Source organism: Streptomyces viridosporus (genome assembly GCF_002078235.1).
Classification (GTDB): domain Bacteria; phylum Actinomycetota; class Actinomycetes; order Streptomycetales; family Streptomycetaceae; genus Streptomyces; species Streptomyces viridosporus.
In genome coordinates this window covers 1-25,885 of the sequence record NZ_MSGP01000314.1, presented here as the reverse complement: position 1 = coordinate 25,885, position 25,885 = coordinate 1, and the positions used below count along the sequence as shown (strand labels likewise).

The window sequence follows — 25,885 nt, the reverse complement described above, 5'->3', positions numbered from 1 at the left end:
CCTCCCGCCCACGACCCAGGACACCCGCCATGCCGCGACGCTGCACCTCCGGCTCGTCCAGCTCGTCGGGGAACCCGCCCGAGGGCCCGGTCACCGCTCCGGCGGCGGGATGAGCGACCCCCTGTACGCCTCGCTGGTCGTCGTCGCCGCGCTGTGGGGCGCGGCGGCGGGCGCGGTGCTGCCGCGCGCGGCCTACCGGTTCTCCGTCCCGTCGGGGGAGGAGTGGCGGAGGGCGTGTCCGGCGGGGCATCCGGTGGTGGGCTGGCTCGGACGGGCCCGGTGCGGGCCGTGCGCGGGGCCGTCGTACGGGCCGGGCACCGCTTCCGTCGTCGTCACCGCCCTCGTCTGCGCCGCCCTCGCCGCCGCCACCGGGACCCGGCCCGAACTGGCGGTGTGGCTGCTGCTCGCGCCGGTCGGCGTGCTGCTCGCGGTCGTCGACTTCCGGGTGCAACGGCTGCCCGACCCGCTCACCCTCCCCTTCGCCGGGGCCGCCCTCGTCCTGCTGGGCCCGGTCGCCCTCGCCCCCGGGCACGCGGGGGAGTGGACGACGGCCCTGCTGGGCGCGCTCGCGCTCGGCGCCGGCTACTTCGTCCTGTTCCTGCTCAACCCCGCCGGCATGGGCTTCGGCGACGTGAAGCTGGCCCTGGGCGCGGGCGCCGTCCTCGGCTGGTACGGCTGGCCGACCGTGATGCTCGGCACCTTCGCCGGGTTCCTGTTCGGGGCCCTGTACGGCGGTGCCCTCGTCGTCGCGCGGCGGGCGGGGCGCAAGACGGCCATCCCGTTCGGCCCGTTCCTGATCGCCGGTGCCCTCGCCGGACTGTTGATCGGCGCCCACACGGCCTGACGTCGGCCCCGTGAAGGCCCTGACGTACGCTGGATCGGTCCGTCCACAACCCTTACGAAAGGGACGCCCGGTGACCGAGAAGGCCGACCTTCAGCCCATCCTCGACCGTGCCGCCGCCGGTGGGCGGATCACCCCCGAAGAGGCCGTCGTCCTCTACCGCGACGCCCCGCTGCACGCCCTGGGCGCCGCCGCCGACGCCGTGCGCAGGCGGAAGTACGCCGGGACCGAGCACATCGCGACGTACATCATCGAGCGGAACATCAACTACACGAACGTGTGCGTCACGGCGTGCAGGTTCTGCGCCTTCTACGCCGCGCCCAAGGACACGGCCAAGGGCTGGACCCGGGACCTCGACGACATCCTGCGGCGCTGCGCCGAGACCGTCGAACTCGGCGGCACCCAGATCATGTTCCAGGGCGGACACCACCCGGACTACGGCGTCGAGTACTACGAGAAGCACTTCGCCGCCATCAAGAAGGAGTTCCCGCAGCTCGTCATCCACAGCCTGGGGGCGAGCGAGGTCGAGCACATGGCGCGGATCTCGGGGGTGAGCGTCGAGGAGGCGATCACCCGGATCCACGCGGCCGGGCTCGACTCCTTCGCCGGCGCCGGCGCCGAGCTGCTCCCGGAGCGGCCGCGCAAGGCCATCGCCCCGCTGAAGGAGTCCGGCGAGCGCTGGCTGGAGATCATGGAGATCGCGCACCGGCTCGGCGTCGAGTCCACCTCCACCATGCTCATGGGCACCGGCGAGACCAACGCCGAGCGGATCGAGCACCTGCGGATGATCCGGGACGTGCAGGACCGCACCGGCGGCTTCCGCGCCTTCATCCCGTACACCTACCAGCCCGAGAACAACCACCTGAAGGGCCGCACCCAGGCCACGATCTTCGAGTACCTGCGGATGATCGCCATCGCCCGGCTGTTCCTCGACAACGTGGCCCACATCCAGGGCTCCTGGCTGACCACCGGCAAGGAGGTCGGCCAGCTCTCCCTGCACTACGGCGCGGACGACCTCGGCTCGATCATGCTCGAGGAGAACGTCGTGTCGTCGGCCGGTGCCAAGCACCGCTCCAACCGGCTGGAGATCATCGACCTGATCCGGAGGGCGGGACGGGTCCCGGCCCAGCGGTCGACGACGTACGAGCACCTCGTGGTGCACGACGACCCGGCGAACGACCCCGTCGACGACCGGGTGGTCTCCCACATCTCCTCCACGGCCATCGAGGGCGGCACGGCCCACCCGGAGCTGAAGCTCCTGGCCTCCAACTGACCCGTCCGTGCTGACGATCCACGCGGCGGACCTGCTGGTCCCCGGAGACCGGCGGCCCGCCCTGCCGGACGGCGCCGTGCTCGTGAACGGCCGGGAGCTGGCCGCCGTCGGCCCGTACGGGAAGCTGGCGGCCGCCCACCCGGCCGCGCGCACCCGGCGCTGGCCGGGGGTGCTCACGCCGGGGCTGCTCAACCCGTACGGCCCCGAACTGCTGGAGCACGCCTACCATCCGGACCCGCGCGAGGCCGACGACCTGGGCACCGAGCCGCTCACCGGCGAAGCCCTCGCGGGGCTCGCCATGACCGGGGCCCGCTGGGGCGCGAGCGCACGGCGCGGTGTGCAGCGGCTGCTGGCGCACGGGGTCGTCGCCGTGGCGGGCGACCTGTGGCGGCCCGCCGTCGTGGACGCCGTGCACCGGGCGGGGATGGACGTGGAGCAGCGCTTCACGGACCCCGCCGGCCCGGCGACGCTCGACCCCCTCGCGGGGCGGAGCCTGCGGGAGGCGATCCGGCTGCCCCTGCCGCCGGACGGCGCGGACGGCACGCCGGCGACGTTCGCCGTCTTCGACGTCCCCGACGAGGCCGCGCTCGCCGCGCGCGGGGCCGGGACCTGCGTGGCGACGGTCGTCGCCGGACGCCTGGTGCACCGCCGGCGCTGACCGGCCCGCGCACGCCCCGCCCGCGGACGAGGCCGGGACGCCGCTGGGGACGGGCCGGCGGAGGCTGCAAGAATGGGCCCGTGACCCGCGCATCCCTGGACAAGCAGCCGCACGAAGTCGCCTCGATGTTCGACGGCGTGGCGGAACGGTACGACCTGACCAACGACGTGTTGTCCCTCGGGCAGGACCGGCGATGGCGCAAGGAGGTCGCGAAGGCGGTCGACGCCCGGCCGGCCCAGAAGGTCCTGGACCTGGCGGCCGGCACGGGCACGTCGTCGATGCCGTTCGCCCGCACCGGCGCGTACGTCGTCCCCTGCGACTTCTCCCTCGGCATGCTCCGGGTCGGCAAGCGGCGGAACGCCTGGCTGCCGTTCACGGCCGGCGACGCGACGCGGCTGCCGTTCAAGGACGACACGTTCGACGCCGTCACCATCTCCTTCGGGCTGCGCAACGTGCAGGACTTCGACGCCGCGCTGCGCGAGATGCACCGGGTGACCCGGCCCGGCGGGCGGATCGTCATCTGCGAGTTCTCCCACCCGACGTGGGCGCCGTTCCGCACCGTCTACACCGAGTACCTGATGCGCGCCCTGCCGCCGACCGCCCGCGCGGTCTCCTCCAACCCGGACGCGTACGTCTACCTCGCCGAGTCCATCCGGGCCTGGCCCGACCAGCCCGCCCTCGCCGCCCGGCTGCAGAAGGCCGGCTGGACCCGGGTGGCCTGGCGCAACCTCAGCGGCGGCATCGTCGCCGTGCACCGGGGCTTCAAGAAGGGCTGAGGACCGCCGTGCGGGGACCGCGCGGCTCCTCCAGTTCCCGCTGGAGGCCGCCGACGGGCGGCACGGGCCCGCGCGGCTCGCGCACCCCTCCGCCGCCCTCCCCGTCGGTGAAGTCGAACCACACGTGGACCGGGGAATCCCGCGGCACCTCGGTACCGGGCTGCGGGTACTGGCGCACGACGTGGTCGACGACGGTGCGCGGGAAGTCCGGCCGGTCCGGCGCGACGAGGAACAGGCCACGCGCCCGGGCCGCCTCGCGCGCGTCCACGGCCATCAGGCCGACCAGGCGCGGCACGCGCACTTCGGGTGTCCTGGGTGTCATACGCACGGACGTCACCCCCCAGCGGTACCGGCAGGGTAGACCCGCACGGTCGGCCACCGGAAGCATCTTGTGGCGTTCCGTGACAATCGACTGCGGAGAGTGACGACCGGTTTCCGGGGGCGGAGCGGGCGGACCGGGCGGAGGCCGGCCGGCGCCGGCCCGCTTCAGAGGTCGAGCCGGTGGCGGTCCCGCTTCAGAGATCGAGCCGGTAGCAGTGGCACTCCCGTCGCGAGTCCGGCGTCGTGAACGTCCCGGCGAGGCGCATCCCCAGCCGCCGGGTGACCGCCGTCGAGCGGGTGTTGCGGGCGTCCACCATCGCCACCACGCCCCGCGTGCCCGCCGCGCGCACGCGCTCCAGCGTCTGCAGCGCCGCCGCGGTGACGTACCCCTTGCCCCAGTGCTCCCGCGCGAGCCGCCAGCCGATCTCGATCTCGCCCGTGGGACCCCACTCCCGCTCCCACGGCTGGGCGCCCGTGAAGCCGACGGCCTCGCCGGACGCGTCGAGCACGGTCCACAGGCAGAAGCCGAACTCGGCGTCGTGCCGGCGCTGGCGGGCGGTGAGCTCCTCGTAGACCGACAGCTCCGCCGACGTGCCTCCGTGGAACTCCATGACCTCCGGATCGTCGAAGATCCGGTGCCAGGCGACGGCGTCCTCGTGGGTGGGGACACGGAGCCGTACGGCGGGGAGCGTTCGGTTCACGGGGGCAGCCCTTCAGCCGGGTGATCGATGCCGCTGCATAGACTGCCCGTGTCCAGTGCCGGTCGGCACGCAGATTTCGAACCTTGGGGAGAACCCGCCGTGACCGAGCCCCTCTCCGACAACACCGCCGACGTGATCGTCGTGGGCGCGGGGCCAGCCGGCTCCACCACCGCGTACCACCTGGCCAGGGCCGGACTCGACGTGCTCCTGCTGGAGAAGACCGAGTTCCCGCGGGAGAAGGTCTGCGGCGACGGTCTCACCCCGCGCGCGGTGAAGCAGCTGGTGTCGATGGGCATCGACATCTCCGAGGAGGCCGGCTGGCTGCGCAACAAGGGTCTGCGCATCATCGGCGGCGGCGTCCGCCTCCAGCTGGACTGGCCGGATCTCGCCTCCTTCCCCGACTACGGCCTGGTCCGCAAGCGCGACGACTTCGACGAGCAGCTCGCCCGGCAGGCCCAGAAGGCGGGCGCGCGGCTGTACGAGCGCTGCAACGTGGGCGCGCCGATCATCGACGACCGCACCGGCCGCATCACCGGCGTGAAGGCCAAGCTCGGCGAGGAGAAGCGCGAAGTCACCTTCCACGCCCCGCTGGTGGTGGCCGCCGACGGCAACTCCACCCGGCTGTCCCTGGCGATGGGGCTGCACCGCCGCGAGGACCGCCCGATGGGCGTCGCGGTGCGCACGTACTTCACCTCGCCGCGCCACGACGACGACTACCTGGAGTCCTGGCTGGAGCTGTGGGACCGCCGCGGCCCGCAGGACCGCCTGCTGCCCGGCTACGGCTGGATCTTCGGCATGGGCGACGGGACGAGCAACGTCGGCCTCGGCGTCCTCAACACCTCGGAGTCCTTCAAGGAGCTGGACTGGCGCGAGGTCCTCAAGGCCTGGTGCGCCTCGATGCCGGAGGACTGGGGCTACACCCCGGACAACATGACCGGTCCGATCCGCGGTGCCGCGCTCCCCATGGCCTTCAACCGCCAGCCGCACTACACGCGCGGGCTGCTGCTCGTCGGCGACGCGGGCGGCCTGGTGAACCCGTTCAACGGCGAGGGCATCGCCTACGCCATGGAGTCCGGGCAGATCGCCGCCGACGTCATCGTGCAGGCGCACGCGCGGACCACGCCGGCCCAGCGGGAGATCGCCCTCCAGCGCTACCCGCGCGTCCTGAAGGACACCTACGGCGGCTACTACACCCTCGGCCGCGCCTTCGTGAAGCTCATCGGCAACCCGAAGATCATGCAGATCGCCGCCCAGCGCGGTCTGACGCACCCGCTGCTGATGAAGTTCACCCTCAAGCTGCTCGCCAACCTGACGGACCCGACGGGCGGCGACGCGATGGACCGCATCATCAACGGTCTGAGCAAGGTGGCGCCGAAGGCGTGACGCGCGCCCCGCGCGGGCGGGGCCGTGAGCGGTGCCGTGGGCGGCCGGAGCCGGAGGGGCGGCTTTCCCGGCCGCCGACGCCCCTCCGGGCGCCGGGAGGGGCCGTCACGGCGTTCCGCGCCGTGCCGTCGGGACGCACCGGACCGCCAACACGCGTCGAGCGCGGGATGATTCGGGCAATCGGGCGATCTTGCCCGAGGTGTGCGGGTGCCGGCACGGGGGGAGTGCGGGGCGCGGGACGTCGCGGGCGGGACCCGGGGGAGCGGAACGCCCCGCGTGCGCCGGAGATGCCCGAAGTGCCCCGAAGGGGCCCGGACATGGACCGTGGGAGCCCGGAGACGAGCCGGGGAGGCCCGGACGTGGACCGCGAGGCCGGACCGCGACCGCGATCGGGGCCGTGAACCGGGGAGGGCCGCTGCCCCCGAGCGGCAGCGGCCCTTCAGTCCGTGTGGGCGCGGCTCAGAGCACGCGCACGGCACCCGACGCGGGGTAGCCGGAGAGGTCCTGGATGACGACGCCCTTGGAGGGGTTGGCGGCGTCCAGGTACTGGCCGTTACCGATGTAGACACCCGTGTGGTACGCGGAGCCCTTGCCGCCCCAGTACAGGATGTCGCCGACCTGGATCTGGGACAGCGGGATGTCGGTGCCGACCGTCGACTGGTCCTGCGAGACGCGCGGCAGGTCCACGCCGACCTGCTTGAACGCGGCCTGCACCAGGCTCGAGCAGTCCCAGGCGTTGGGGCCCGTGGCGCCCATGACGTAGGCGTCGCCCACCTGCGCCTTGAGGAAGGCGATGACCGTCGCGACGCTGCCGCCGGTCGGCGCGGAGGCCGTCGTCGTGGTGGAGGCGGAGGCGGAGGCGGAGAGGACGCCGCGGTCGGCGTTGCGCTCGGCGCGCTCGGCGGCGGCCTTGCGGGCCTCCTCCGCGGCCTTCTTCTTCGCCTCGGCCTTCTTCTTGGCCTCGGCGAGGTCCGCCTTGGCCTCCTTGGCGGCCTGGGCGGCGGCCGCGTCGCGCTCGGCCTGCAGCTGGTAGTTCGCGGCGGCCTGCTGGGTGGCTTCCGCGGACTGGGCGGCCTGGGCGGCCAGGTCGGCCGTCAGGGTGGGCAGTTCGAGGGTCTGCGTCACCGGCTCGGCGGCGTTCGCCGAACCCGACGCCCCGGCCACTGCCAGGGTGCTGAGGACGCCACCGGCAACTCCGGCCCGCACGGCGAGCGCGGACTGCGCGGTACGGCGGGGTTTCCGGTGGCTGCGTATGTGAGCGGTGTGGGACATGGGAACAACCGGTACCAGGGGCTCCTTCATGTCTTCAAGAAACGTGTGCTGTGCCACAGTTGTTCAATCGGGTCCCGAAACCCGGGCGTGTCGCCCCTCATTGGCGCCGTAACGGACATTGCGGGCGGTCCGTGACCGGCCTGTGATCACGGTCTTTCATCATTACGCCCGAATTGCCCTTCACCTACCATCGGTTGGACCGATTGGCCAAGCCCTCTTCTCTTCGGCCTCTCGCCGATGTGACGGAGGTCACGGAACGGTTGGCCCCGCCGTCGCGTCGGGCGGGATCGATCACGGCCGGATCACGGCGCCGGGACTTCGTGAACGCGTGCACGTGTCCACCTCGCGCACCGCGCTTCCCTCGAAGGGGGAGCGGGTCCTCTATCAAGTGATCGGGTCCGGCGCCAATTTGCATGCAAGGGAAGCCTCTTGATATGGAGACGCCCCTTCTGACCTGCGCGAACGAAACAAATTGTCACGTTTGGTGACCGCGCGAACGCTTCGCGTATGAAGATCGACGCTCATCCGACTTCATGATCGTTCGTCAGGTGGTGGAGATCACAAAGGTTGTGCGATACCCCGTGTCGCAGATCACAGACCCACGGGCATAAGATGCGGAGCGGTTGGGCTTGTGACCTGCTTCACATGTTCTCGATCTTCGCCGGGGCGGGCGTGGTTCGCGGGACCGGTGAGGCGGTGGTGAGCCCCCGTACAACCGCCAGCAGTCAGTGCCGACTGAGAGGAGCGAGGAGCGGTGAACGCGTATGCGCCCATCCTCGTACTGGGAGCCCTCGGGGCAGGCTTTGCGATCTTCTCCGTGGTCATGGCCACGCTGATCGGTCCGAAGCGGTACAACCGCGCCAAACTCGAAGCCTACGAGTGCGGCATCGAGCCGACCCCCACGCCGGCCGGCGGCGGGCGCTTCCCCATCAAGTACTACCTGACGGCGATGCTCTTCATCATCTTCGATATCGAGATCGTCTTCCTCTACCCCTGGGCCGTCACCTTCGACGCCCTGGGGATCTTCGGGCTCGTGGAGATGCTGCTCTTCGTGCTCACCGTCTTCGTCGCGTACGCGTACGTATGGCGGCGCGGCGGCCTGGAATGGGACTGAGGGGTCTTTAAGCCATGGGACTCGAGGAAAAGCTGCCGAGCGGCTTCCTGCTGACCACCGTCGAGCAGGCCGCGGGCTGGGTGCGCAAGTCGTCCGTCTTCCCCGCCACGTTCGGCCTCGCCTGCTGTGCCATCGAGATGATGACCACCGGCGCCGGCCGCTACGACCTGGCGCGCTTCGGCATGGAGGTCTTCCGGGGCTCACCGCGGCAGGCGGACCTGATGATCGTCGCCGGCCGGGTCAGCCAGAAGATGGCGCCGGTGCTGCGGCAGGTCTACGACCAGATGCCGAACCCCAAGTGGGTGATCTCCATGGGGGTCTGCGCCTCCTCGGGCGGCATGTTCAACAACTACGCGATCGTCCAGGGCGTGGACCACGTCGTGCCGGTCGACATCTACCTGCCCGGCTGCCCGCCCCGGCCCGAGATGCTGCTGGACGCCATTCTCAAGCTCCACCAGAAGATCCAGAACTCCAAGCTCGGCGTGAACGCCGAGGAGGCGGCCCGCGAGGCGGAGGAGGCGGCGCTCAAGGCCCTGCCCACGATCGAGATGAAGGGGCTGCTGCGATGAGCGACGCGAACGGCAACGGGGCCAACCCGGAGAAGGACCTCTCCGCCCAGAACCTCCCCGGCCAGCGCGGTCAGGGCGGTGAGGAGGTCCGCGTCCAGCGCGGCATGTTCGGCGCCAACGACGGCGGCGACACCTCCGGCTACGGCGGCCTGGTCCGCTCGGTCCGGCTCCCGGGACCGGCGAGCCGCCCCTACGGCGGCTGGTTCGACGAGGTCGCCGACGAGCTCGAGGGCGCGCTGGAGGAGCAGGGACTGCTCCCCGGCAACGCCATCGAGAAGACGGTCGTCGACCGCGGCGAACTCACCTTCCACATCGAACGCGAGCACCTGGTCCGGGTCGCCCGCACCCTGCGCGACGACCCGGCGCTGCGCTTCGAGCTGTGCACCGGCGTCAGCGGCGTGCACTACCCGAACGACAAGGGCCGCGAGCTGCACGCCGTCTACCACCTGCGCTCGATCACCCACAACCGGCTGATCCGCCTCGAGGTCAGCGCGCCCGACAGCGACCCGCACATCCCGTCGCTGTTCCCGGTCTATCCGACGAACGACTGGCACGAACGCGAGACGTACGACTTCTTCGGCATCGTCTTCGACGGTCACCCGGCCCTGACGCGGATCATGATGCCGGACGACTGGCAGGGCCACCCGCAGCGCAAGGACTACCCCCTCGGCGGCATCCCCGTCGAGTACAAGGGCGCCCAGATCCCGGCTCCGGACCAGCGGAGGTCGTACTCGTGAGCACTCCCCACCCGTCGCCCGGCCACCCTTCGTCGAGCCCCTCCGGGACCACCTCCTCGGTGGCACCTCCTCGCGAAACGACCGAGGGCACCGTCTACACCGTCACCGGCGGCGACTGGGACGAGGTCGTCCAGTCCGCGACCCGGACCGACGACGAGCGCATCGTCGTCAACATGGGTCCGCAGCACCCGTCCACCCACGGTGTGCTCCGCCTGATCCTGGAGATCGACGGCGAGACCGTCACCGAGGCCCGCTGCGGCATCGGCTACCTCCACACCGGCATCGAGAAGAACCTCGAGTACCGGACGTGGACGCAGGGCACCACGTTCGTGACGCGCATGGACTACCTGACGTCTTTCTTCAACGAGACGGCGTACTGCCTCGCGGTCGAGAAGCTCCTCGGCATCGAGGACCAGGTACCCGACCGCGCCTCGATCATCCGTGTGCTCCTGATGGAGCTCAACCGCCTCTCCTCCCACCTGGTGTGCATCGCCACCGGCGGCATGGAGCTCGGCGCCACCACGATCATGATCTACGGCTTCCGCGACCGCGAGCTCATCCTCGACATCTACGAACTCATCACGGGCCTGCGGATGAACCACGCGTACATCCGCCCCGGCGGACTCGCCCAGGACCTGCCGCCCGGCGCGGTGGACCAGATCCGCGCGTTCGTGAAGACGATGAAGAAGAACCTCCCGGAGTACGACAAGCTCGCCACCGGGAACCCCATCTTCAAGGCCCGCATGCAGGACGTCGGCTACCTGGACCTGGCCGGCTGCATGGCCCTCGGCGCCACCGGCCCGATCCTGCGCTCCACCGGCCTGCCGCACGACCTGCGCAAGGCCCAGCCGTACTGCGGATACGAGACCTACGACTTCGAGATCCCGACCGCCGACACCTGCGACGCCTACGGCCGCTTCCTGATCCGGCTCGAGGAGATGCGCCAGTCGCTGCACATCGTCGAGCAGTGCCTGGACCGGCTCCAGCCCGGACCGGTCATGGTCGCCGACAAGAAGATCGCCTGGCCCGCCCAGCTCGCCCTGGGACCGGACGGACTGGGCAACTCCCTCGACCACATCAAGAAGATCATGGGCACCTCCATGGAGGCCCTGATCCACCACTTCAAGCTGGTCACCGAGGGCTTCCGCGTCCCGCCGGGACAGGCGTACACGGCGGTCGAGTCGCCCAAGGGCGAGCTCGGGGCGCACGTCGTCTCCGACGGCGGCACCCGCCCCTACCGGGTCCACTTCCGCGACCCGTCCTTCACCAACCTGCAGGCCATGGCGGCGATGTGCGAGGGCGGCCAGGTGGCCGACGTCATCGTCGCCGTCGCGTCCATCGACCCCGTGATGGGAGGCGTCGACCGGTGACCACCTCTTCTTCGGAGCGGGGCGTCAGCCTGGGCATGCCCGAACTGCCCGCACCCGCCTACCCGGACGACGTCCGGGCCCGGCTGGAGACCGACGCGCGCGAGGTCATCGCCCGCTACCCGGACTCCCGGTCCGCCCTCCTGCCGCTGCTGCACCTCGTGCAGTCGGAGGAGGGCCACGTCACGCGCACCGGGATGCGGTTCTGCGCGGAGGTGCTCGGCCTGACCACGGCCGAGGTGACCGCGGTCGCCACCTTCTACACCATGTACCGGCGCAGGCCGAGCGGCGACTACCAGGTCGGGGTGTGCACCAACACCCTGTGCGCCGTCATGGGCGGTGACGCGATCTTCGAGGAGCTCCAGGAGCACCTGGGGGTCGGCAACGGCGAGACCACCGACGACGGCAAGGTCACCCTGGAGCACATCGAGTGCAACGCGGCCTGCGACTACGCGCCCGTGGTGATGGTGAACTGGGAGTTCTTCGACAACCAGACCCCCGAGAGCGCCAAGCGCATGGTCGACGACCTGCGCGCCGGCCGCCCGGTCGCGCCCACCCGCGGGGCGCCCCTGTGCACCTTCAAGGAGACCGCCCGCATCCTGGCCGGCTTCCCCGACGAGCGGGAGGGCGCCACCGAGGCCACGGGCAGCGCGGGACCCGCCTCCCTGGTCGGCCTGAAGCTGGCCAAGGGGGAGGCCGCACCCGCGCGCGTGGTGCACCCGCGCGGTGAGCCGCCCCGGGACACCCCGCCGCACGAGCCGTCGCCCACCGAGCACCTCAGCTCGCACGACGCGCCGCAGGACACATCGGCCTCCGACCCGTCCCACCCCGCTGGGCCCACCGCCGAGGAGGGGGAGTGATGACCTTGGCAGCCGAACTCAAGGACACGAGCCCGGAGAAGCTGCTCGCACCCGTGCTCTCGGCCTTCTGGGACGAGGACAGGTCCTGGACGCTGGACGTCTACCGGAGGCACGGGGGGTACGAGGGGCTGCGCAAGGCGCTCGCCATGTCGCCGGACGACGTCATCGCGTACGTCAAGGACTCCGGTCTGCGCGGACGCGGCGGCGCCGGCTTCCCGACGGGGATGAAGTGGCAGTTCATCCCCCAGGGGGACGGCAAGCCCCACTACCTCGTGGTCAACGCCGACGAGTCGGAGCCCGGGACCTGCAAGGACATCCCGCTCCTCTTCGCGAACCCGCACAGCCTCATCGAGGGCATCGTGATCGCCTGCTACGCGATCAGGTCGTCGCACGCCTTCATCTACCTGCGGGGTGAGGTCGTCCCCGTACTGCGGCGGCTGCACGCGGCCGTGCGCGAGGCCTACGCGGCGGGCCTGCTCGGCGAGAACGTCCTGGGCAGCGGACTCGACCTCGAACTCACCGTGCACGCGGGCGCGGGCGCGTACATCTGCGGTGAGGAGACCGCGCTGCTCGACTCGCTCGAAGGCCGCCGCGGCCAGCCGCGGCTGCGTCCCCCCTTCCCCGCCGTCGCGGGCCTCTACGCGTGCCCGACCGTGGTGAACAACGTCGAGTCGATCGCGTCGGTGCCCTCGATCCTGCACCGCGGCAAGGAGTGGTTCCGCTCGATGGGCAGCGAGAAGTCCCCGGGCTTCACGCTCTACTCGCTCAGCGGCCACGTCGCCAACCCCGGCCAGTACGAGGCGCCGCTCGGCATCACGCTGCGCCAGCTGCTCGAGATGGGCGGCGGCATGCGGCCCGGACACCGCCTGAAGTTCTGGACCCCGGGCGGCTCCTCGACGCCGATGTTCACCGACGAGCACCTCGACGTCCCGCTCGACTACGAGGGAGTGGGCGCCGCGGGCTCCATGCTCGGCACCAAGGCCCTGCAGTGCTTCGACGAGACGACCTGCGTCGTCCGCGCCGTCACCCGCTGGACCGAGTTCTACGCCCACGAGTCCTGCGGCAAGTGCACGCCCTGCCGCGAGGGGACGTACTGGCTCGTCCAGCTGCTGCGCGACATCGAGGCCGGCAAGGGGCGGATGTCCGACCTCGACAAGCTGAACGACATCGCCGACAACATCAACGGCAAATCCTTCTGCGCCCTCGGCGACGGTGCCGCCTCGCCGATCTTCTCCTCGCTCAAGTACTTCCGCGAGGAGTACGAGCAGCACATCACGGGCCGCGGCTGCCCCTTCGACCCGGCCAAGTCGACGGCCTGGGCCGACCGTACGGAGGTGCACGCATGACTGTGACCACCAACGCTCCTTCCGGTGGAGGAGAGGCGGCGGTCCCGCCCGAGGACCTCGTCACGCTGACGATCGACGGCATCGAGATCAGCGTGCCCAAGGGCACCCTGGTCATCCGGGCCGCCGAGCAGCTCGGCATCGAGATCCCCCGGTTCTGCGACCACCCCCTCCTCGACCCGGCCGGCGCCTGCCGCCAGTGCATCGTCGAGGTGGAGGGCCAGCGCAAGCCGATGGCCTCCTGCACCATCACCTGCACCGACGGGATGGTGGTGAAGACCCACCTCACCTCGCCGGTCGCCGAGAAGGCCCAGAAGGGTGTGATGGAGCTCCTGCTCATCAACCACCCGCTGGACTGCCCGGTCTGCGACAAGGGCGGCGAGTGCCCGCTGCAGAACCAGGCGATGTCGCACGGCAACGCCGAGTCCCGCTTCGAGGGCAAGAAGCGGACCTACGAGAAGCCCGTGCCGATCTCCACGCAGGTGCTGCTCGACCGCGAGCGGTGCGTGCTGTGCGCCCGCTGCACCCGGTTCTCCAACCAGGTCGCCGGCGACCCGATGATCGAGCTGGTCGAGCGGGGCGCGCTGCAGCAGGTCGGCACCGGCGAGGGCGACCCCTTCGAGTCGTACTTCTCCGGCAACACCATCCAGATCTGCCCGGTCGGCGCGCTCACCTCGGCGGCCTACCGGTTCCGCTCCCGCCCCTTCGACCTGATCTCCTCGCCGTCGGTGTGCGAGCACTGCTCCGGCGGCTGCGCCACGCGCACCGACCACCGGCGCGGCAAGGTCATGCGGCGGCTCGCCGCCGAGGACCCCGAGGTCAACGAGGAGTGGATCTGCGACAAGGGGCGCTTCGCGTTCCGGTACGCGCAGCTGCGGGACCGGCTCCAGACCCCGCTCGTGCGCAACCCCGAGGGCGAACTGGAGCCGGCCTCCTGGCCCGACGCGCTGCAGATCGCCGCCCAGGGGCTGCTCGCCTCACGGGGCCGCACCGGGGTCCTCACCGGCGGCCGGCTCACCGTCGAGGACGCCTACGCCTACAGCAAGTTCGCGCGCGTGGCGCTCGACAGCAACGACATCGACTTCCGCGCGCGCGTGCACAGCAGCGAGGAGGCCGACTTCCTCGCCGCGCGGGTCGCGGGCCGCGGACGCGACCTCGCGGGAGGCGCGCACGTCACGTACACGTCGCTGGAGAAGGCGCCCGCCGTCCTGCTGGTCGGGTTCGAGTCCGAGGAGGAGGCGCCCGGCGTCTTCCTGCGGCTGCGCAAGGCCTGGCGCAAGCACGGGCAGCGGACGTTCGCCCTGGCCACGCACGCCACGCGCGGACTGCGGAAGGCCGGCGGCACGCTGCTGCCGGCGGCTCCCGGCACCGAGACCGAATGGCTGGACGCGCTCGCGAGCGGCGTCGGCCTGGAGGGCGACGGGGCCCGGGCCGCCGAGGCGCTGCGCGGCGACGGCGCGGTGATCGTCGTCGGCGAGCGGCTGGCGGGCGTGCGGGGCGGCCTGACCGCGGCGGCCCGGGTCGCCTCCGCGACCGGTGCCCGGCTGGTGTGGATCCCGCGCCGGGCCGGGGAGCGGGGCGCCGTCGAGGCGGGCGCGCTGCCGTCGCTGCTGCCGGGCGGGCGCCCGGCGACCGACCCGCGCGCGCGGGAGGAGGTCGCCGCCGTCTGGGGCGTCGCCGAACTGCCGCACCGCTACGGCCGCGACACCGGCCAGATCGTCGAGGCGGCGGTACGCGGTGAGCTCCAGGCGCTGCTGGTCGCGGGCGTGGAGGTCGCCGACCTGCCCGACCCGGCACGCGCGCGTGCGGCACTCGCCGAGGCCGGGTTCGTGGTCTCGCTGGAGCTGCGGCCCAGCGAGGTCACCGAGCTCGCCGACGTCGTCCTGCCGGTCGCCGCGGTCGCCGAGAAGGCCGGCACCTTCCTCAACTGGGAAGGCAGGGTCCGCATGTTCGAGGCGGCGCTCAAGCCCGACCAGATGACCCGGCGTCTCGCGCCCACCGACGCGCGCGTGCTGCAGATGCTGGCCGACGCCATGGACGTCCACCTGGGGCTGCCGGACCTGCGCACGATCCGCGCGGAGCTCGACCGGCTCGGCGCCTGGGACGGGCCGCGGGCCACCGAACCGCTGGAGACCGCGGGCGCCCTGCCCCGGCCGGCCGCCGGGGAGGCGGTGCTCGCCGGGCACCGGCTGCTGCTCGACCGGGGCGTCCTGCAGCAGGGCGACGAGGCGCTCGCCGGCACCCGGCACGCCGCCCACGCGCGCCTGTCGGCCGCCACGGCCGCCGAGGTCGGCGTCAAGGACGGCGACCTGCTGGCGGTGACCGGCACCGCCGGAACGACCGAACTGCCCCTGGCGGTCACCGAGATGCCCGACCGCGTGGTGTGGCTCCCGATGAACTCCGCCGGCGGCGGCGTCGCCTCCGACACCGGGGAACAGCCCGGCGCCCTCGTCCGCATCGGCCCGGCGACGCTCGTCGACGAGGCCCCCAAGGAGGTGGAGGGATGAGCCCGTACCTCGCTGCTGAAGACCTCTCGATGTTCGGCCGCGACCCCTGGTGGCTGGTCGTCATCAAGGCGGTGTTCTGCTTCGCCTTCCTCATGGTGACCGTGCTCGTCGCGATCGTGATGGAGCGCAAGGTCGTCGCCTGGATGCAGCGGCGCGTCGGCCCCAACCGGCACGGCCCCTGGGGCATGCTCCAGTCGCTCGCCGACGGCGTGAAGCTGATGCTCAAGGAGGACGTCGTCGTCAAGCGCGCGGACAAGGTGGTCTACGTCCTCGCGCCGATCGTCGCGGCCGTCCCGGCCTTCATGGCGATCGCGGTGATCCCCTTCGGCCCGGCCGGCAACGAGATCTCGATCTTCGGCCAGCGCACCACGATGCAGCTCACCGACCTGCCGATCGCGCTCCTCTACATCCTGGCGGTCGCCTCGATCGGCATCTACGGCATCGTCCTGGCGGGCTGGAGCTCCGGGTCCACCTATCCGCTGCTGGGCGGCCTGCGCTCCTGCGCGCAGATGATCTCCTACGAGATCGCCATGGGCGCCGCGTTCGCCTCGGTCTTCCTCTACTCGGGGTCGATGTCGACGTCGGAGATCGTCGCGCAGCAGACCGACCGCTGGTACGTCCTGCTGCTGCCGGTCTCCTTCCTCCTCTACATCGTGACGATGGTCGGCGAGGTCAACCGCGCCCCCTTCGACATGCCGGAGTCCGAGGGCGACCTGGTCGGCGGCTTCAACACTGAGTACTCGTCGATCAAGTTCGCGATGTTCATGCTCGCCGAGTACATCAACATGGTCACCGTCTCGGCCGTCGCGGTGACCCTCTTCCTGGGCGGCTGGCGGGCCCCGTGGCCGGTCAGCACCTTCTGGGAGGGCGCGAACCACGGCTGGTGGCCGCTGCTCTGGTTCGTCCTCAAGGTCCAGTTGCTGCTGTTCATGTTCGTCTGGCTGCGCGGCACGCTCCCGCGGGTCCGCTACGACCAGCTGATGAAGCTCGGCTGGAAGGTCCTCATCCCGGTCTCGCTGGTGTGGCTGATGCTGGTCGCCACCGTGCGGGCCCTGCGGAACGAGGGCTACGACTTCGCCGACATCGCGCTCTACGTCGCCGCCGCCGTCCTCGCCCTGCTGTTGCTGTCCTTCGTCGCCGACCTGTTCCGCGACAAGGCGAAGCGGGCCGAGGAGCCCGCCGAGGCCCCGGCCGCCTTCGACCCGATGGCGGGCGGGTTCCCCGTACCGCCGCTGCCGGGGCAGGAGCTGCCGCCGGTGCCGCGCCGCCGGTCGCGCGGGGGAGAACAGGAACTCATTGTCAGTGGCGGACCCGATACTCGGAGTGACGGACCTCTGGGCGGATCCACGGATGGAAAGGAGACGTCCGATGGCTGAGGAGCCCAAGGAGACCAAGCCCGGTTTCCTGAACCCCGTGGCCGGCTTCGGCGTGACCTTCAAGGCCATGTTCAAGAAGCGGCTGACCGAGCAGTACCCGGAGCAGCCGAAGACCACCGCCCCGCGCTTCCACGGACGGCACCAGCTCAACCGCCACCCGGACGGCCTGGAGAAGTGCGTCGGCTGCGAACTGTGCGCCTGGGCCTGCCCCGCCGACGCCATCTACGTCGAGGGCGCGGACAACACCGACGAGGAGCGCTACTCGCCCGGCGAGCGCTACGGCCGCGTCTACCAGATCAACTACGCCCGCTGCATCCTGTGCGGACTGTGCATCGAGGCGTGCCCCACGCGCGCGCTCACGATGACCAACGAGTTCGAGCTGGCCGACTCCAGCCGCGCGAACCTCATCTACACCAAGGAACAACTCCTCGCCGGGCTGGAGGAGGGCATGGTCGACAGCCCGCACGCCATGTACCCCGGCACCGACGAGCAGGACTACTACCGGGGCCTGGTGACCGAGGCCGCGCCCGGCACGGAGCGGCAGGCCGTCCACTCCGAGGGCGAGGTCGTGCAGGAGGCCGACTCGACCTTCGGCGCGGAGGAACCGGCGTCCGGGAAGGTGATCGGGCGATGACCGAGCAGCTCGCCGCCTACTCCACCTCCACCGGAGAGGCCGTCCAGTTCTGGGTCCTCGGCACGATCGCGGTGATCGGCGCCCTGTGCACCGTCTTCATGCGGCGGGCCGTGCACAGCGCGCTCTGCCTCGCCGGGACCATGATCGTCCTCGCGGTGTTCTACCTGGCCAACGGCGCCTACTTCCTGGGGATCGTGCAGATCGTCGTCTACACCGGCGCGATCATGATGCTGTTCCTGTTCGTGGTGATGCTGGTCGGCGTCACCGCGGCGGACTCCCTGAAGGAGACCATCAAGGGCCAGCGCTGGCTGGCCCTGCTGTGCGGGCTCGGCTTCGGCACCCTGCTGATCACGGGCATCGGCCACGCCTCGCTCGGCGAGTTCAACGGCATCGGCCAGGCGAACGCGAACGGCAACGTGGAGGGCATCGCGTCCCTCATCTTCACCCGGTACGTCTTCGCCTTCGAGATCACCGGCATCCTGCTCATCACGGCCGCCGTCGGCGCCATGGTGCTCACCCACCGCGAGCGCACCGAGCGCGCCCGGACCCAGCGCGAGCTGGCCGAGCAGCGCGTCCGCGAGGGGAAGTACCTGCCGCCGCTGCCGGCGCCCGGTGTGTACGCGCGGCACAACGCCGTCGACATCGCGGGCCTGCTGCCCGACGGCACCCCGTCCGAGCTCACCGTCAGCAAGACGCTGCGGGAGCGCGGCCAGATCCGTGACGTGTCGCAGGAGGCGCTCAACGACCTGCGGGCGCTGGAGCAGCGCGCCGAGGAGCGGCTGGAGCGCACGGCGGTCGAGCCGACGTTCAAGTCGGCGTACGAGCGGTCCGAGGAGGCGTCGAAGTGAATCCGGTCAACTACCTCTACCTCGCCGCCCTGTTGTTCACCATCGGCGCCACCGGCGTGCTGATCAGGCGCAACGCGATCGTCGTCTTCATGTGCATCGAGCTCATGCTCAACGCCTGCAACCTCGCGTTCGTCGCCTTCTCCCGGATGCACGGCAACCTCGACGGCCAGATCATCGCCTTCTTCACGATGGTCGTCGCCGCCGCGGAGGTCGTGGTGGGGCTGGCGATCATCGTCTCCCTGTTCCGTTCCCGCCACTCGGCCTCGGTCGACGACGCCAGCCTGATGAAGCTGTGAGGGGTCGCTAGAACCGTGACTAACGCAGAGAACCTGATTGCGCTGCTGGTGGCGGCGCCCCTGCTCGGAGCGGTGGTCCTGTTGTGCGGCGGACGCCGGCTGGACGCCGTCGGCCACTGGATCGGCACGGCCTTCGCCGCCGTCTCCTTCGTGCTCGGCCTGGTGCTCTTCACCGACCTGCTGGGCAGGGGCGCCGAGGACCGCACCCTCACGCAGCACCTGTTCAGCTGGATCCCGGTGGAGGGGTTCCAGGCCGACGTCGCCTTCCGGCTCGACCAGCTGTCGATGACGTTCGTCCTGCTGATCACCGGCGTCGGCTCGCTGATCCACCTCTACTCCGTCGGGTACATGGAGCACGACGAGCGGCGCCGCCGCTTCTTCGGCTACCTCAACCTGTTCCTCGCGGCGATGCTGCTGCTCGTCCTCGCCGACAACTACCTGCTGCTGTACTTCGGCTGGGAGGGCGTCGGTCTCGCCTCCTACCTGCTGATCGGCTTCTGGCAGCACAAGCCCAGCGCCGCGACGGCCGCGAAGAAGGCCTTCCTGGTCAACCGGGTCGGCGACATGGGCCTGTCGATCGCGATCATGCTGATGTTCCTGTGGTTCGGCACCTTCGCCTTCGGGCCGGTGCTCGGCACCCAGGGGGAGGCGGGCCTCGCCGGTGCCGCCGGTGAGGACAAGCTCACCGCGATCGCCCTGCTGCTGCTGCTCGCCGCCTGCGGCAAGTCCGCCCAGGTGCCGCTGCAGTCCTGGCTCGGGGACGCGATGGAGGGCCCGACCCCCGTCTCGGCCCTGATCCACGCGGCCACCATGGTGACGGCGGGCGTGTACCTCATCGTCCGCTCCGGGGCCATCTTCAACGGCGCGCCCGACGCCCAGCTCGTGGTCACCATCGTCGGCGCGGTCACGCTGCTGTTCGGTGCGATCGTCGGTTGTGCCAAGGACGACATCAAGAAGGCGCTGGCCGGCTCGACCATGTCGCAGATCGGCTACATGGTGCTGGCCGCGGGCCTGGGCCCCATCGGCTACGTCTTCGCGATCATGCACCTGGTGACGCACGGCTTCTTCAAGGCCGGGCTGTTCCTCGGCGCCGGTTCGGTGATGCACGGCATGAACGACGAGGTCGACATGCGGCGCTACGGCGGACTGCGCACGTACATGCCGATCACGTTCGTCACCTTCGGCCTCGGCTACCTCGCCATCATCGGGTTCCCGGGCCTGTCCGGCTTCTTCTCCAAGGACAAGATCATCGAGTCGGCGTTCGCCAAGGGCGGCACCGAGGGCTGGATCCTCGGCGCCTGCGCCCTGCTGGGCGCGGCCATCACCGCGTACTACATGACGCGCGTGATGCTGATGACGTTCTTCGGCGAGGAGCGGTGGCGCAACGCCCCGACGCCGTCCCCGGCCGCGCCCGACGTGGAGCCCGCCGCCGAGACGCGCGGCGCGCACACCCCGCCGGACCCGCACGAGTCGCCGAAGATCATGACGATTCCGATGATCGTGCTGGCCGTCGGTTCGGTGTTCGGCGGCGCGTTCTTCAGCATCGGCGACCGCTTCGTGCACTGGCTGGAGCCGATCACCGGGTACGCCCACGGGAACCCGCCGATCAGCGCCCTGACGGTGACGCTCTCCACGGTCGCGGTGATGGTCGTCGGCGTGGCGATCGCCTGGGCCCAGTACGGGCGCCGCCCGGTCCCGGCCGTCGCCCCGCGCGGGTCGCTGCTCACCCGGGCCGCCCGGCGCGACCTGCTCCAGGACGACTTCAACCACGTGGTCCTGGTGCGCGGCGGCGAGCACCTCACGCGCTCGCTGGTCTACGTCGACCACACCCTGGTCGACGGGGTCGTCAACGGCACGGCGGCCTCGTTCGGCGGCCTGTCCGGGCGGATGCGCAAGCTGCAGAACGGCTTCGCGCGGTCCTACGCGGTCTCGATGTTCGGCGGCGCGGCGGTCCTGGTCGCCGCGACCCTGCTGATGAGGGCGGTCTGATACCGATGTCCTTTCCTCTGCTGACAGCCACGGCGGCGCTCCCGGCCATCGGGGCGATCGCCACGGCCGCCGTACCGGCCGCCCGGCGCACGGCCGCCAAGTGGCTGGCCCTGCTCTTCTCGCTCGCCACGCTGGTGCTCGCGATCGTCGTCCTGGTGCGGTTCGACCCGGGCGGCGACCGCTACCAGCTCACCGAGTCCCACGCCTGGATCGCGGACTTCGGGGTGCGCTACGAACTGGGCGTGGACGGCATCGCGGTGGCGCTGATCGCGCTGACCGCGCTGCTGATCCCGTTCATCGTCCTCGCGGGCTGGCACGACGCCGACCCCGTGGAAACGGGAAGCAAGCGGTGGCGGCCGACGCAGGGCTTCTTCGCCCTGATCCTGGCCGTCGAGGCGATGGTGATCCTCTCCTTCGAGGCCACCGACGTCTTCCTCTTCTACATCTTCTTCGAAGCCATGCTGATCCCGATGTACTTCCTCATCGGGGGCTTCGGGGACCGGGCCCACGAGCACGGCGAGAAGGTGGCGGCCACCCAGCGGTCGTACGCGGCCGTGAAGTTCCTGCTCTACAACCTGGCCGGCGGTCTGGTCATGCTGGCCGCGGTGATCGGGCTGTACGTGGTCGCCGGCAACTTCTCGCTCACCGAGATCGCCGAGGCGCGGGCCAACGGTTCGCTGGAGATGGCCACCGGCACCGAGCGCTGGCTGTTCCTCGGCTTCTTCTTCGCCTTCGCGGTGAAGGCGCCGCTGTGGCCGCTGCACACCTGGCTGCCCAACGCCATGCAGGAGTCCACCGCCCCGGTCGCCGTGCTCATCACGGCGGTCGTCGACAAGGTGGGCACCTTCGCGATGCTGCGCTTCTGCCTCCAGCTGTTCCCGGAGGCGAGCAAGTGGGCGACCCCCGTCATCCTCGTCCTGGCGGTCATCAGCATCATCTACGGCGCGCTGCTCGCGGTCGGCCAGCGCGACATCAAGCGGCTGATCGCCTACGCGTCGATCTCGCACTTCGGCTTCATCGTCATGGGCATCTTCGCGATGACCAGCCAGGGCCAGTCCGGCGCGACGCTCTACATGGTCAACCACGGGATCTCGACCGCCGTGCTGATGCTGATCGCCGGCTTCCTGATCTCGCGGCGCGGCTCGCGGCTCATCGCCGACTACGGCGGGGTGCAGAAGGTGGCCCCGGTGCTCGCCGGCACCTTCCTGATCGGTGGCCTGGCGACCCTCTCCCTGCCGGGGCTCGCGCCCTTCGTCAGTGAGTTCCTGGTCCTGGTCGGCACGTTCACGCGCTACCCGGTGATCGGCATCATCGCCACCTTCGGCATCGTCCTCGCCGCGCTCTACGTCCTCGTCCTCTACCAGCGGACGATGACCGGCCCGGTGAAGCCCGAGGTCGCCGCGATGCCCGATCTGCGGGTGCGGGAGATCGCGGTGGTGGCACCGCTGGTCGTGCTGCTGGTCTTCCTGGGCGTCTACCCGAAGCCCGTCACGGACGTCGTGAACCCGGCGGTGAAGCAGACCATGTCCGACGTACAGAAGAAGGACCCCCAGCCCGAGGTGGAGGCGGCCAAGTGAGTGCAACAGCCGTCCACAACCTGTGGACAACGGCGGCCGACCCGATCTCGAAGATCGACGCGCCGAAGATCGAGTACGGGCAGCTCGCCCCCGTCCTGATCGTCGTCGGCGCGGCGATCGTCGGCATGCTGATCGAGGCGTTCGTCCCGCGCAGGTCCCGCTACTACGCGCAGATGTTCGTCTCCGTGGTCGCCCTCGCCGCCGCCTTCGCCGCGATCGTGGCGCTCGCGGTCGGCGACCACGGCACCACCAAGGCGGGCATCGCGGCTATGGGAGCCATCGCCGTCGACGGGCCGGCCCTGTTCCTGCAGGGCACGATCCTGCTGACGGCCCTGGTCGGCCTCTTCACCTTCGCCGAGCGCCGGCTCGACCCGGCGGCGCACGGCAACCGGGTCGACTCCTTCGCCGCGCAGGCCGCCGCGGTACCGGGCAGCGACAGCGAGAAGAAGGCGGTCAAGGCCGGGTTCACCACCACCGAGGTGTTCCCGCTGCTGCTCTTCGCGGTCGCCGGCATGCTGGTCTTCCCGGCGGCCAACGACCTGCTGACGCTCTTCGTGGCGCTCGAGGTCTTCTCGCTCCCGCTGTACCTGCTGTGCGCGCTGGCCCGCCGCAAGCGGCTGATGTCGCAGGAGGCGGCGGTCAAGTACTTCCTGCTCGGCGCGTTCGCCTCCGCGTTCATGCTGTTCGGCATCGCGCTGCTGTACGGCTACGCGGGCTCGATGTCGTACGCGACGATCGCCCAGGTCGTCGACGGCACGGTCCAGGACGTCAACCCGGCGCTCGCCGACACCATGGGCAACGACGCGCTGCTGCTCGTGGGTGCCGCGCTGCTGGTGATGGGCCTGCTGTTCAAGGTCGGTGCCGTGCCCTTCCACATGTGGACGCCGGACGTGTACCAGGGCGCCCCCACGCCGGTGACCGGTTTCATGGCGGCGGCGACCAAGGTGGCGGCCTTCGGCGCGCTGCTGCGGGTGCTGTACGTGCTGCTGCCGGGCCTGCGCTGGGACTGGCGGCCGGTGATGTGGGCGGTCGCGATCGTCACCATGGTGGGCGGCGCGATCGTCGCGATCACGCAGACCGACATCAAGCGGCTGCTGGCGTACTCGTCGATCGCGCACGCGGGCTTCATCCTCGCCGGTGTCATCGCCGCCACGCCGAGCGGTGTGTCGTCCGTCCTGTTCTACCTGGCGGCGTACTCGTTCGTGACGATCGGCGCGTTCGCGGTGGTCACCCTGGTGCGGGACGCCGGCGGTGAGGCGACGCACCTGTCCAAGTGGGCGGGGCTGGGCCGCCGGTCCCCCCTGGTGGCGGCGGTGTTCGCGGTGTTCCTGCTGGCCTTCGCGGGCATTCCGCTGACCTCCGGCTTCGCCGGGAAGTTCGCCGTGTTCAAGGCGGCGGCGGAGGGCGGAGCGGCCCCGCTGGTCGTGGTCGGTGTGATCTCGTCGGCCATCGCGGCGTTCTTCTACATCCGCGTCATCGTCCTGATGTTCTTCAGCGAGCCGCGCCCCGAGGGGCCGACCGTCGCGGTGCCGTCGCCGCTGACGATGACGGCGATCGGGGTGGGCGTGGTGGTCACGGTGGTGCTCGGTGTGGCGCCGCAGTACTTCCTGGAGCTGGCGGGCGACGCGGGGGTGTTCGTGCGCTGACTCCGCGCCCGCCGACGGACCACGGCGGCCCGGTGCTCCTGGGGGCGCCGGGCCGCCGTCGTCCGTGTGCGGGGTCCGCCCGCGCCGGTGGCGGGCCGCGCCTGTGGACAACTCCTGGGGCTGTCGGTGCGGCCCCCTATCGTGGGGGCAGTGGTCGAGGGACGGCTCACGGGTGCACGGTGACGGGCGGTAGTGGCGGGATGACAGTGATGCGGGGAGAGGCGCTGGCCGCGCTGCACCGGGTGTTCGGGTACGAGGCCTTCCGCGGTGAGCAGGAAGCGGTCATCGAGCACGTGATCGCGGGCGGCGACGCGGTCGTGCTCATGCCGACCGGGGGCGGCAAGTCGCTGTGCTACCAGATCCCGGCCCTGGTCAGGCCGGGGACGGGAGTGGTCGTCTCCCCGCTCATCGCGCTGATGCAGGACCAGGTGGACGCGCTGCGGGCGCTGGGCGTGCGGGCCGGGTTCGTGAACTCCACGCAGGACTTCGACGAGCGGCGGGTCGTCGAGGCGGAGTTCCTCGCCGGCGAGCTGGACCTGCTGTACCTCGCGCCGGAGCGGCTGCGGCTGGAGGGCACCCTGGACCTGCTCTCGCGCGGCAAGATCTCCGTCTTCGCGATCGACGAGGCGCACTGCGTCTCCCAGTGGGGGCACGACTTCCGGCCCGACTACCTCGCGCTGTCGCTGCTCGGCGAGCGCTGGCCGGAGGTGCCCCGGATCGCGCTCACGGCGACGGCCACGCACGCCACGCACCGGGAGATCACCGAGCGGCTGCACATGCCGGAGGCCCGCCACTTCGTGGCGAGCTTCGACCGCCCCAACATCCAGTACCGGATCGTGCCGAAGGCGGACCCGAAGAAGCAGTTGCTGGCCTTCCTGCGCGAGGAGCACGCCGGGGACGCGGGCATCGTGTACTGCCTGTCGCGCAACTCCGTGGAGAAGACCGCCGAGTTCCTCACCCGCAACGGCATCGAGGCGGTGCCGTACCACGCGGGCCTCGACGCGGGGACGCGTGCCGCGCACCAGGCGCGGTTCCTGCGGGAGGACGGCCTGGTCGTGGTGGCGACCATCGCGTTCGGGATGGGGATCGACAAGCCGGACGTCCGGTTCGTCGCCCACCTGGACCTGCCCAAGTCGGTCGAGGGCTACTACCAGGAGACGGGCCGGGCCGGCCGCGACGGGCTGCCGTCCACGGCGTGGATGGCCTACGGGCTGGGCGACGTCATCCAGCAGCGCAAGCTGATCCAGTCCGGCGAGGGCGACGAGTCCTTCCGGCGGCGGGCCCACCAGCACCTGGACGCGATGCTCGCCCTGTGCGAGACCGTCCGGTGCCGGCGCGGTCAGCTCCTCGCCTACTTCGGCCAGGACCCCGACCCGGCGGGCTGCGGCAACTGCGACACCTGCCTCACCCCGCCGGAGACCTGGGACGGGACCGTCGCGGCGCAGAAGGTGCTGTCCACGGTGGTGCGGCTGCAGCGGGAACGCGGGCAGAAGTTCGGCGCGGTGCAGATCGTGGACATCCTGCTGGGACGGCGCACGGCCAAGGTCATCCAGTTCGACCACGACCAGCTCTCCGTGTTCGGGATCGGCGAGGAGCTGACCGAGGTCGAATGGCGCGGCGTCGTCCGGCAGTTGCTCGCCCAGGGGCTGCTCGCGGTCGAGGGCGAGTACGGCACGCTGGTGCTCACCGAGGCCAGCGGGGCGGTGCTGCGGCGGGAACGGGAGGTGCCCCTGCGCAAGGAGCCGAAGAAGCCGGCGACCTCCCGGTCGGGCGGGTCGGGGGCGTCGGGTTCGGGGC

23 protein-coding genes are annotated in these 25,885 nt (G+C 71.1%); 20 read left to right on the top strand and 3 right to left on the bottom strand.

Going from position 1 to position 25,885, the window contains the following annotated elements; genetic code table 11:
* Positions 1–109 precede the first annotated feature (109 nt).
* The 4 genes from B7L92_RS22240 (at position 110) to B7L92_RS22225 (ending at position 3,548) form a co-directional block, all read left to right on the top strand.
* Positions 110–844 carry a prepilin peptidase gene (locus tag B7L92_RS22240; protein WP_081239233.1) on the top strand — a complete coding sequence of 245 codons (735 nt, stop codon included), beginning with the start codon at positions 110–112 and terminating at the stop codon, positions 842–844.
* Between the two features lie 70 nt (positions 845–914).
* On the top strand, positions 915–2,114 hold the full coding sequence (gene mqnC, locus B7L92_RS22235; protein ID WP_081239231.1) for a cyclic dehypoxanthinyl futalosine synthase: 1,200 nt from the start codon (positions 915–917) through the stop codon (positions 2,112–2,114).
* Between the two features lie 7 nt (positions 2,115–2,121).
* Entirely contained in the window at positions 2,122–2,772 is a 651-nt protein-coding gene (locus tag B7L92_RS22230; protein ID WP_081239230.1) for an amidohydrolase family protein, read from the top strand.
* A gap of 80 nt (positions 2,773–2,852) precedes the next feature.
* Entirely contained in the window at positions 2,853–3,548 is a 696-nt protein-coding gene (locus B7L92_RS22225) for a demethylmenaquinone methyltransferase (RefSeq protein WP_004984707.1), read from the top strand.
* Here the strand turns inward: B7L92_RS22225 and B7L92_RS22220 are convergent.
* Positions 3,535–3,849: a PASTA domain-containing protein gene (locus B7L92_RS22220; RefSeq protein ID WP_438364013.1), complete on the bottom strand. Its 315-nt coding sequence runs from the start codon at positions 3,847–3,849 to the stop codon at positions 3,535–3,537. The two genes, B7L92_RS22225 and B7L92_RS22220, sit on opposite strands and share 14 nt — an antisense overlap.
* A gap of 214 nt (positions 3,850–4,063) precedes the next feature.
* Positions 4,064–4,570 carry a GNAT family N-acetyltransferase gene (locus B7L92_RS22215; protein ID WP_081239228.1) on the bottom strand — a complete coding sequence of 169 codons (507 nt, stop codon included), beginning with the start codon at positions 4,568–4,570 and terminating at the stop codon, positions 4,064–4,066.
* 99 nt (positions 4,571–4,669) lie between these two features.
* On the opposite strand from B7L92_RS22215, the gene B7L92_RS22210 reads away from it, so the two are divergent.
* Positions 4,670–5,953: a geranylgeranyl reductase family protein gene (locus B7L92_RS22210; RefSeq protein WP_081239227.1), complete on the top strand. Its 1,284-nt coding sequence runs from the start codon at positions 4,670–4,672 to the stop codon at positions 5,951–5,953.
* Between the two features lie 459 nt (positions 5,954–6,412).
* Here the strand turns inward: B7L92_RS22210 and B7L92_RS22205 are convergent, their stop codons facing one another.
* The gene (locus B7L92_RS22205) at positions 6,413–7,255 is read right to left on the bottom strand and encodes a C40 family peptidase (protein WP_081239226.1); all 843 of its coding nucleotides are present in this window, start codon (positions 7,253–7,255) and stop codon (positions 6,413–6,415) included.
* Between the two features lie 724 nt (positions 7,256–7,979).
* Here B7L92_RS22205 and B7L92_RS22200 point away from each other — a divergent pair.
* The 15 genes from B7L92_RS22200 to recQ form a co-directional block, all read left to right on the top strand.
* A complete protein-coding gene (locus B7L92_RS22200; RefSeq protein ID WP_003974383.1) occupies positions 7,980–8,339 on the top strand; it encodes an NADH-quinone oxidoreductase subunit A in 360 nt (119 codons plus the stop codon).
* Positions 8,340–8,353: 14 nt separating this feature from the next.
* Complete coding sequence (locus tag B7L92_RS22195) at positions 8,354–8,908, top strand: NuoB/complex I 20 kDa subunit family protein (protein WP_004984689.1); 555 nt, start codon at positions 8,354–8,356, stop codon at positions 8,906–8,908.
* Positions 8,905–9,645 carry an NADH-quinone oxidoreductase subunit C gene (locus B7L92_RS22190; RefSeq protein WP_081239225.1) on the top strand — a complete coding sequence of 247 codons (741 nt, stop codon included), beginning with the start codon at positions 8,905–8,907 and terminating at the stop codon, positions 9,643–9,645. Before B7L92_RS22195 ends, B7L92_RS22190 begins: the two co-directional genes overlap by 4 nt.
* The gene (locus tag B7L92_RS22185) at positions 9,642–11,015 is read left to right on the top strand and encodes an NADH-quinone oxidoreductase subunit D (protein ID WP_081239224.1); all 1,374 of its coding nucleotides are present in this window, start codon (positions 9,642–9,644) and stop codon (positions 11,013–11,015) included. Before B7L92_RS22190 ends, B7L92_RS22185 begins: the two co-directional genes overlap by 4 nt.
* Entirely contained in the window at positions 11,012–11,872 is an 861-nt protein-coding gene (gene nuoE, locus B7L92_RS22180; protein WP_081239223.1) for an NADH-quinone oxidoreductase subunit NuoE, read from the top strand. The genes B7L92_RS22185 and nuoE overlap by 4 nt, the downstream gene beginning before the upstream one ends.
* Positions 11,869–13,218: an NADH-quinone oxidoreductase subunit NuoF gene (gene nuoF, locus B7L92_RS22175; RefSeq protein WP_174704001.1), complete on the top strand. Its 1,350-nt coding sequence runs from the start codon at positions 11,869–11,871 to the stop codon at positions 13,216–13,218. Before nuoE ends, nuoF begins: the two co-directional genes overlap by 4 nt.
* The gene (locus B7L92_RS22170) at positions 13,215–15,722 is read left to right on the top strand and encodes an NADH-quinone oxidoreductase subunit G (RefSeq protein WP_081239221.1); all 2,508 of its coding nucleotides are present in this window, start codon (positions 13,215–13,217) and stop codon (positions 15,720–15,722) included. The genes nuoF and B7L92_RS22170 overlap by 4 nt, the downstream gene beginning before the upstream one ends.
* Positions 15,719–17,098: an NADH-quinone oxidoreductase subunit NuoH gene (gene nuoH / locus B7L92_RS22165; protein ID WP_081239220.1), complete on the top strand. Its 1,380-nt coding sequence runs from the start codon at positions 15,719–15,721 to the stop codon at positions 17,096–17,098. The genes B7L92_RS22170 and nuoH overlap by 4 nt, the downstream gene beginning before the upstream one ends.
* Entirely contained in the window at positions 17,091–17,732 is a 642-nt protein-coding gene (gene nuoI / locus B7L92_RS22160) for an NADH-quinone oxidoreductase subunit NuoI (RefSeq protein WP_081239219.1), read from the top strand. The genes nuoH and nuoI overlap by 8 nt, the downstream gene beginning before the upstream one ends.
* Entirely contained in the window at positions 17,729–18,580 is an 852-nt protein-coding gene (locus B7L92_RS22155; protein WP_004984668.1) for an NADH-quinone oxidoreductase subunit J, read from the top strand. Before nuoI ends, B7L92_RS22155 begins: the two co-directional genes overlap by 4 nt.
* Positions 18,577–18,876 carry an NADH-quinone oxidoreductase subunit NuoK gene (gene nuoK / locus B7L92_RS22150; RefSeq protein ID WP_003974374.1) on the top strand — a complete coding sequence of 100 codons (300 nt, stop codon included), beginning with the start codon at positions 18,577–18,579 and terminating at the stop codon, positions 18,874–18,876. Before B7L92_RS22155 ends, nuoK begins: the two co-directional genes overlap by 4 nt.
* A gap of 15 nt (positions 18,877–18,891) precedes the next feature.
* Positions 18,892–20,865: an NADH-quinone oxidoreductase subunit L gene (nuoL, locus tag B7L92_RS22145; RefSeq protein ID WP_081239218.1), complete on the top strand. Its 1,974-nt coding sequence runs from the start codon at positions 18,892–18,894 to the stop codon at positions 20,863–20,865.
* 5 nt (positions 20,866–20,870) lie between these two features.
* The gene (locus tag B7L92_RS22140; RefSeq protein ID WP_081239217.1) at positions 20,871–22,442 is read left to right on the top strand and encodes an NADH-quinone oxidoreductase subunit M; all 1,572 of its coding nucleotides are present in this window, start codon (positions 20,871–20,873) and stop codon (positions 22,440–22,442) included.
* A complete protein-coding gene (gene nuoN / locus B7L92_RS22135; RefSeq protein ID WP_081239216.1) occupies positions 22,439–24,088 on the top strand; it encodes an NADH-quinone oxidoreductase subunit NuoN in 1,650 nt (549 codons plus the stop codon). Before B7L92_RS22140 ends, nuoN begins: the two co-directional genes overlap by 4 nt.
* A gap of 200 nt (positions 24,089–24,288) precedes the next feature.
* Positions 24,289–25,885, top strand: a 1,597-nt coding sequence (gene recQ, locus B7L92_RS22130) for a DNA helicase RecQ (protein WP_081239232.1), incomplete at its 3' end; no start/stop codon positions are given.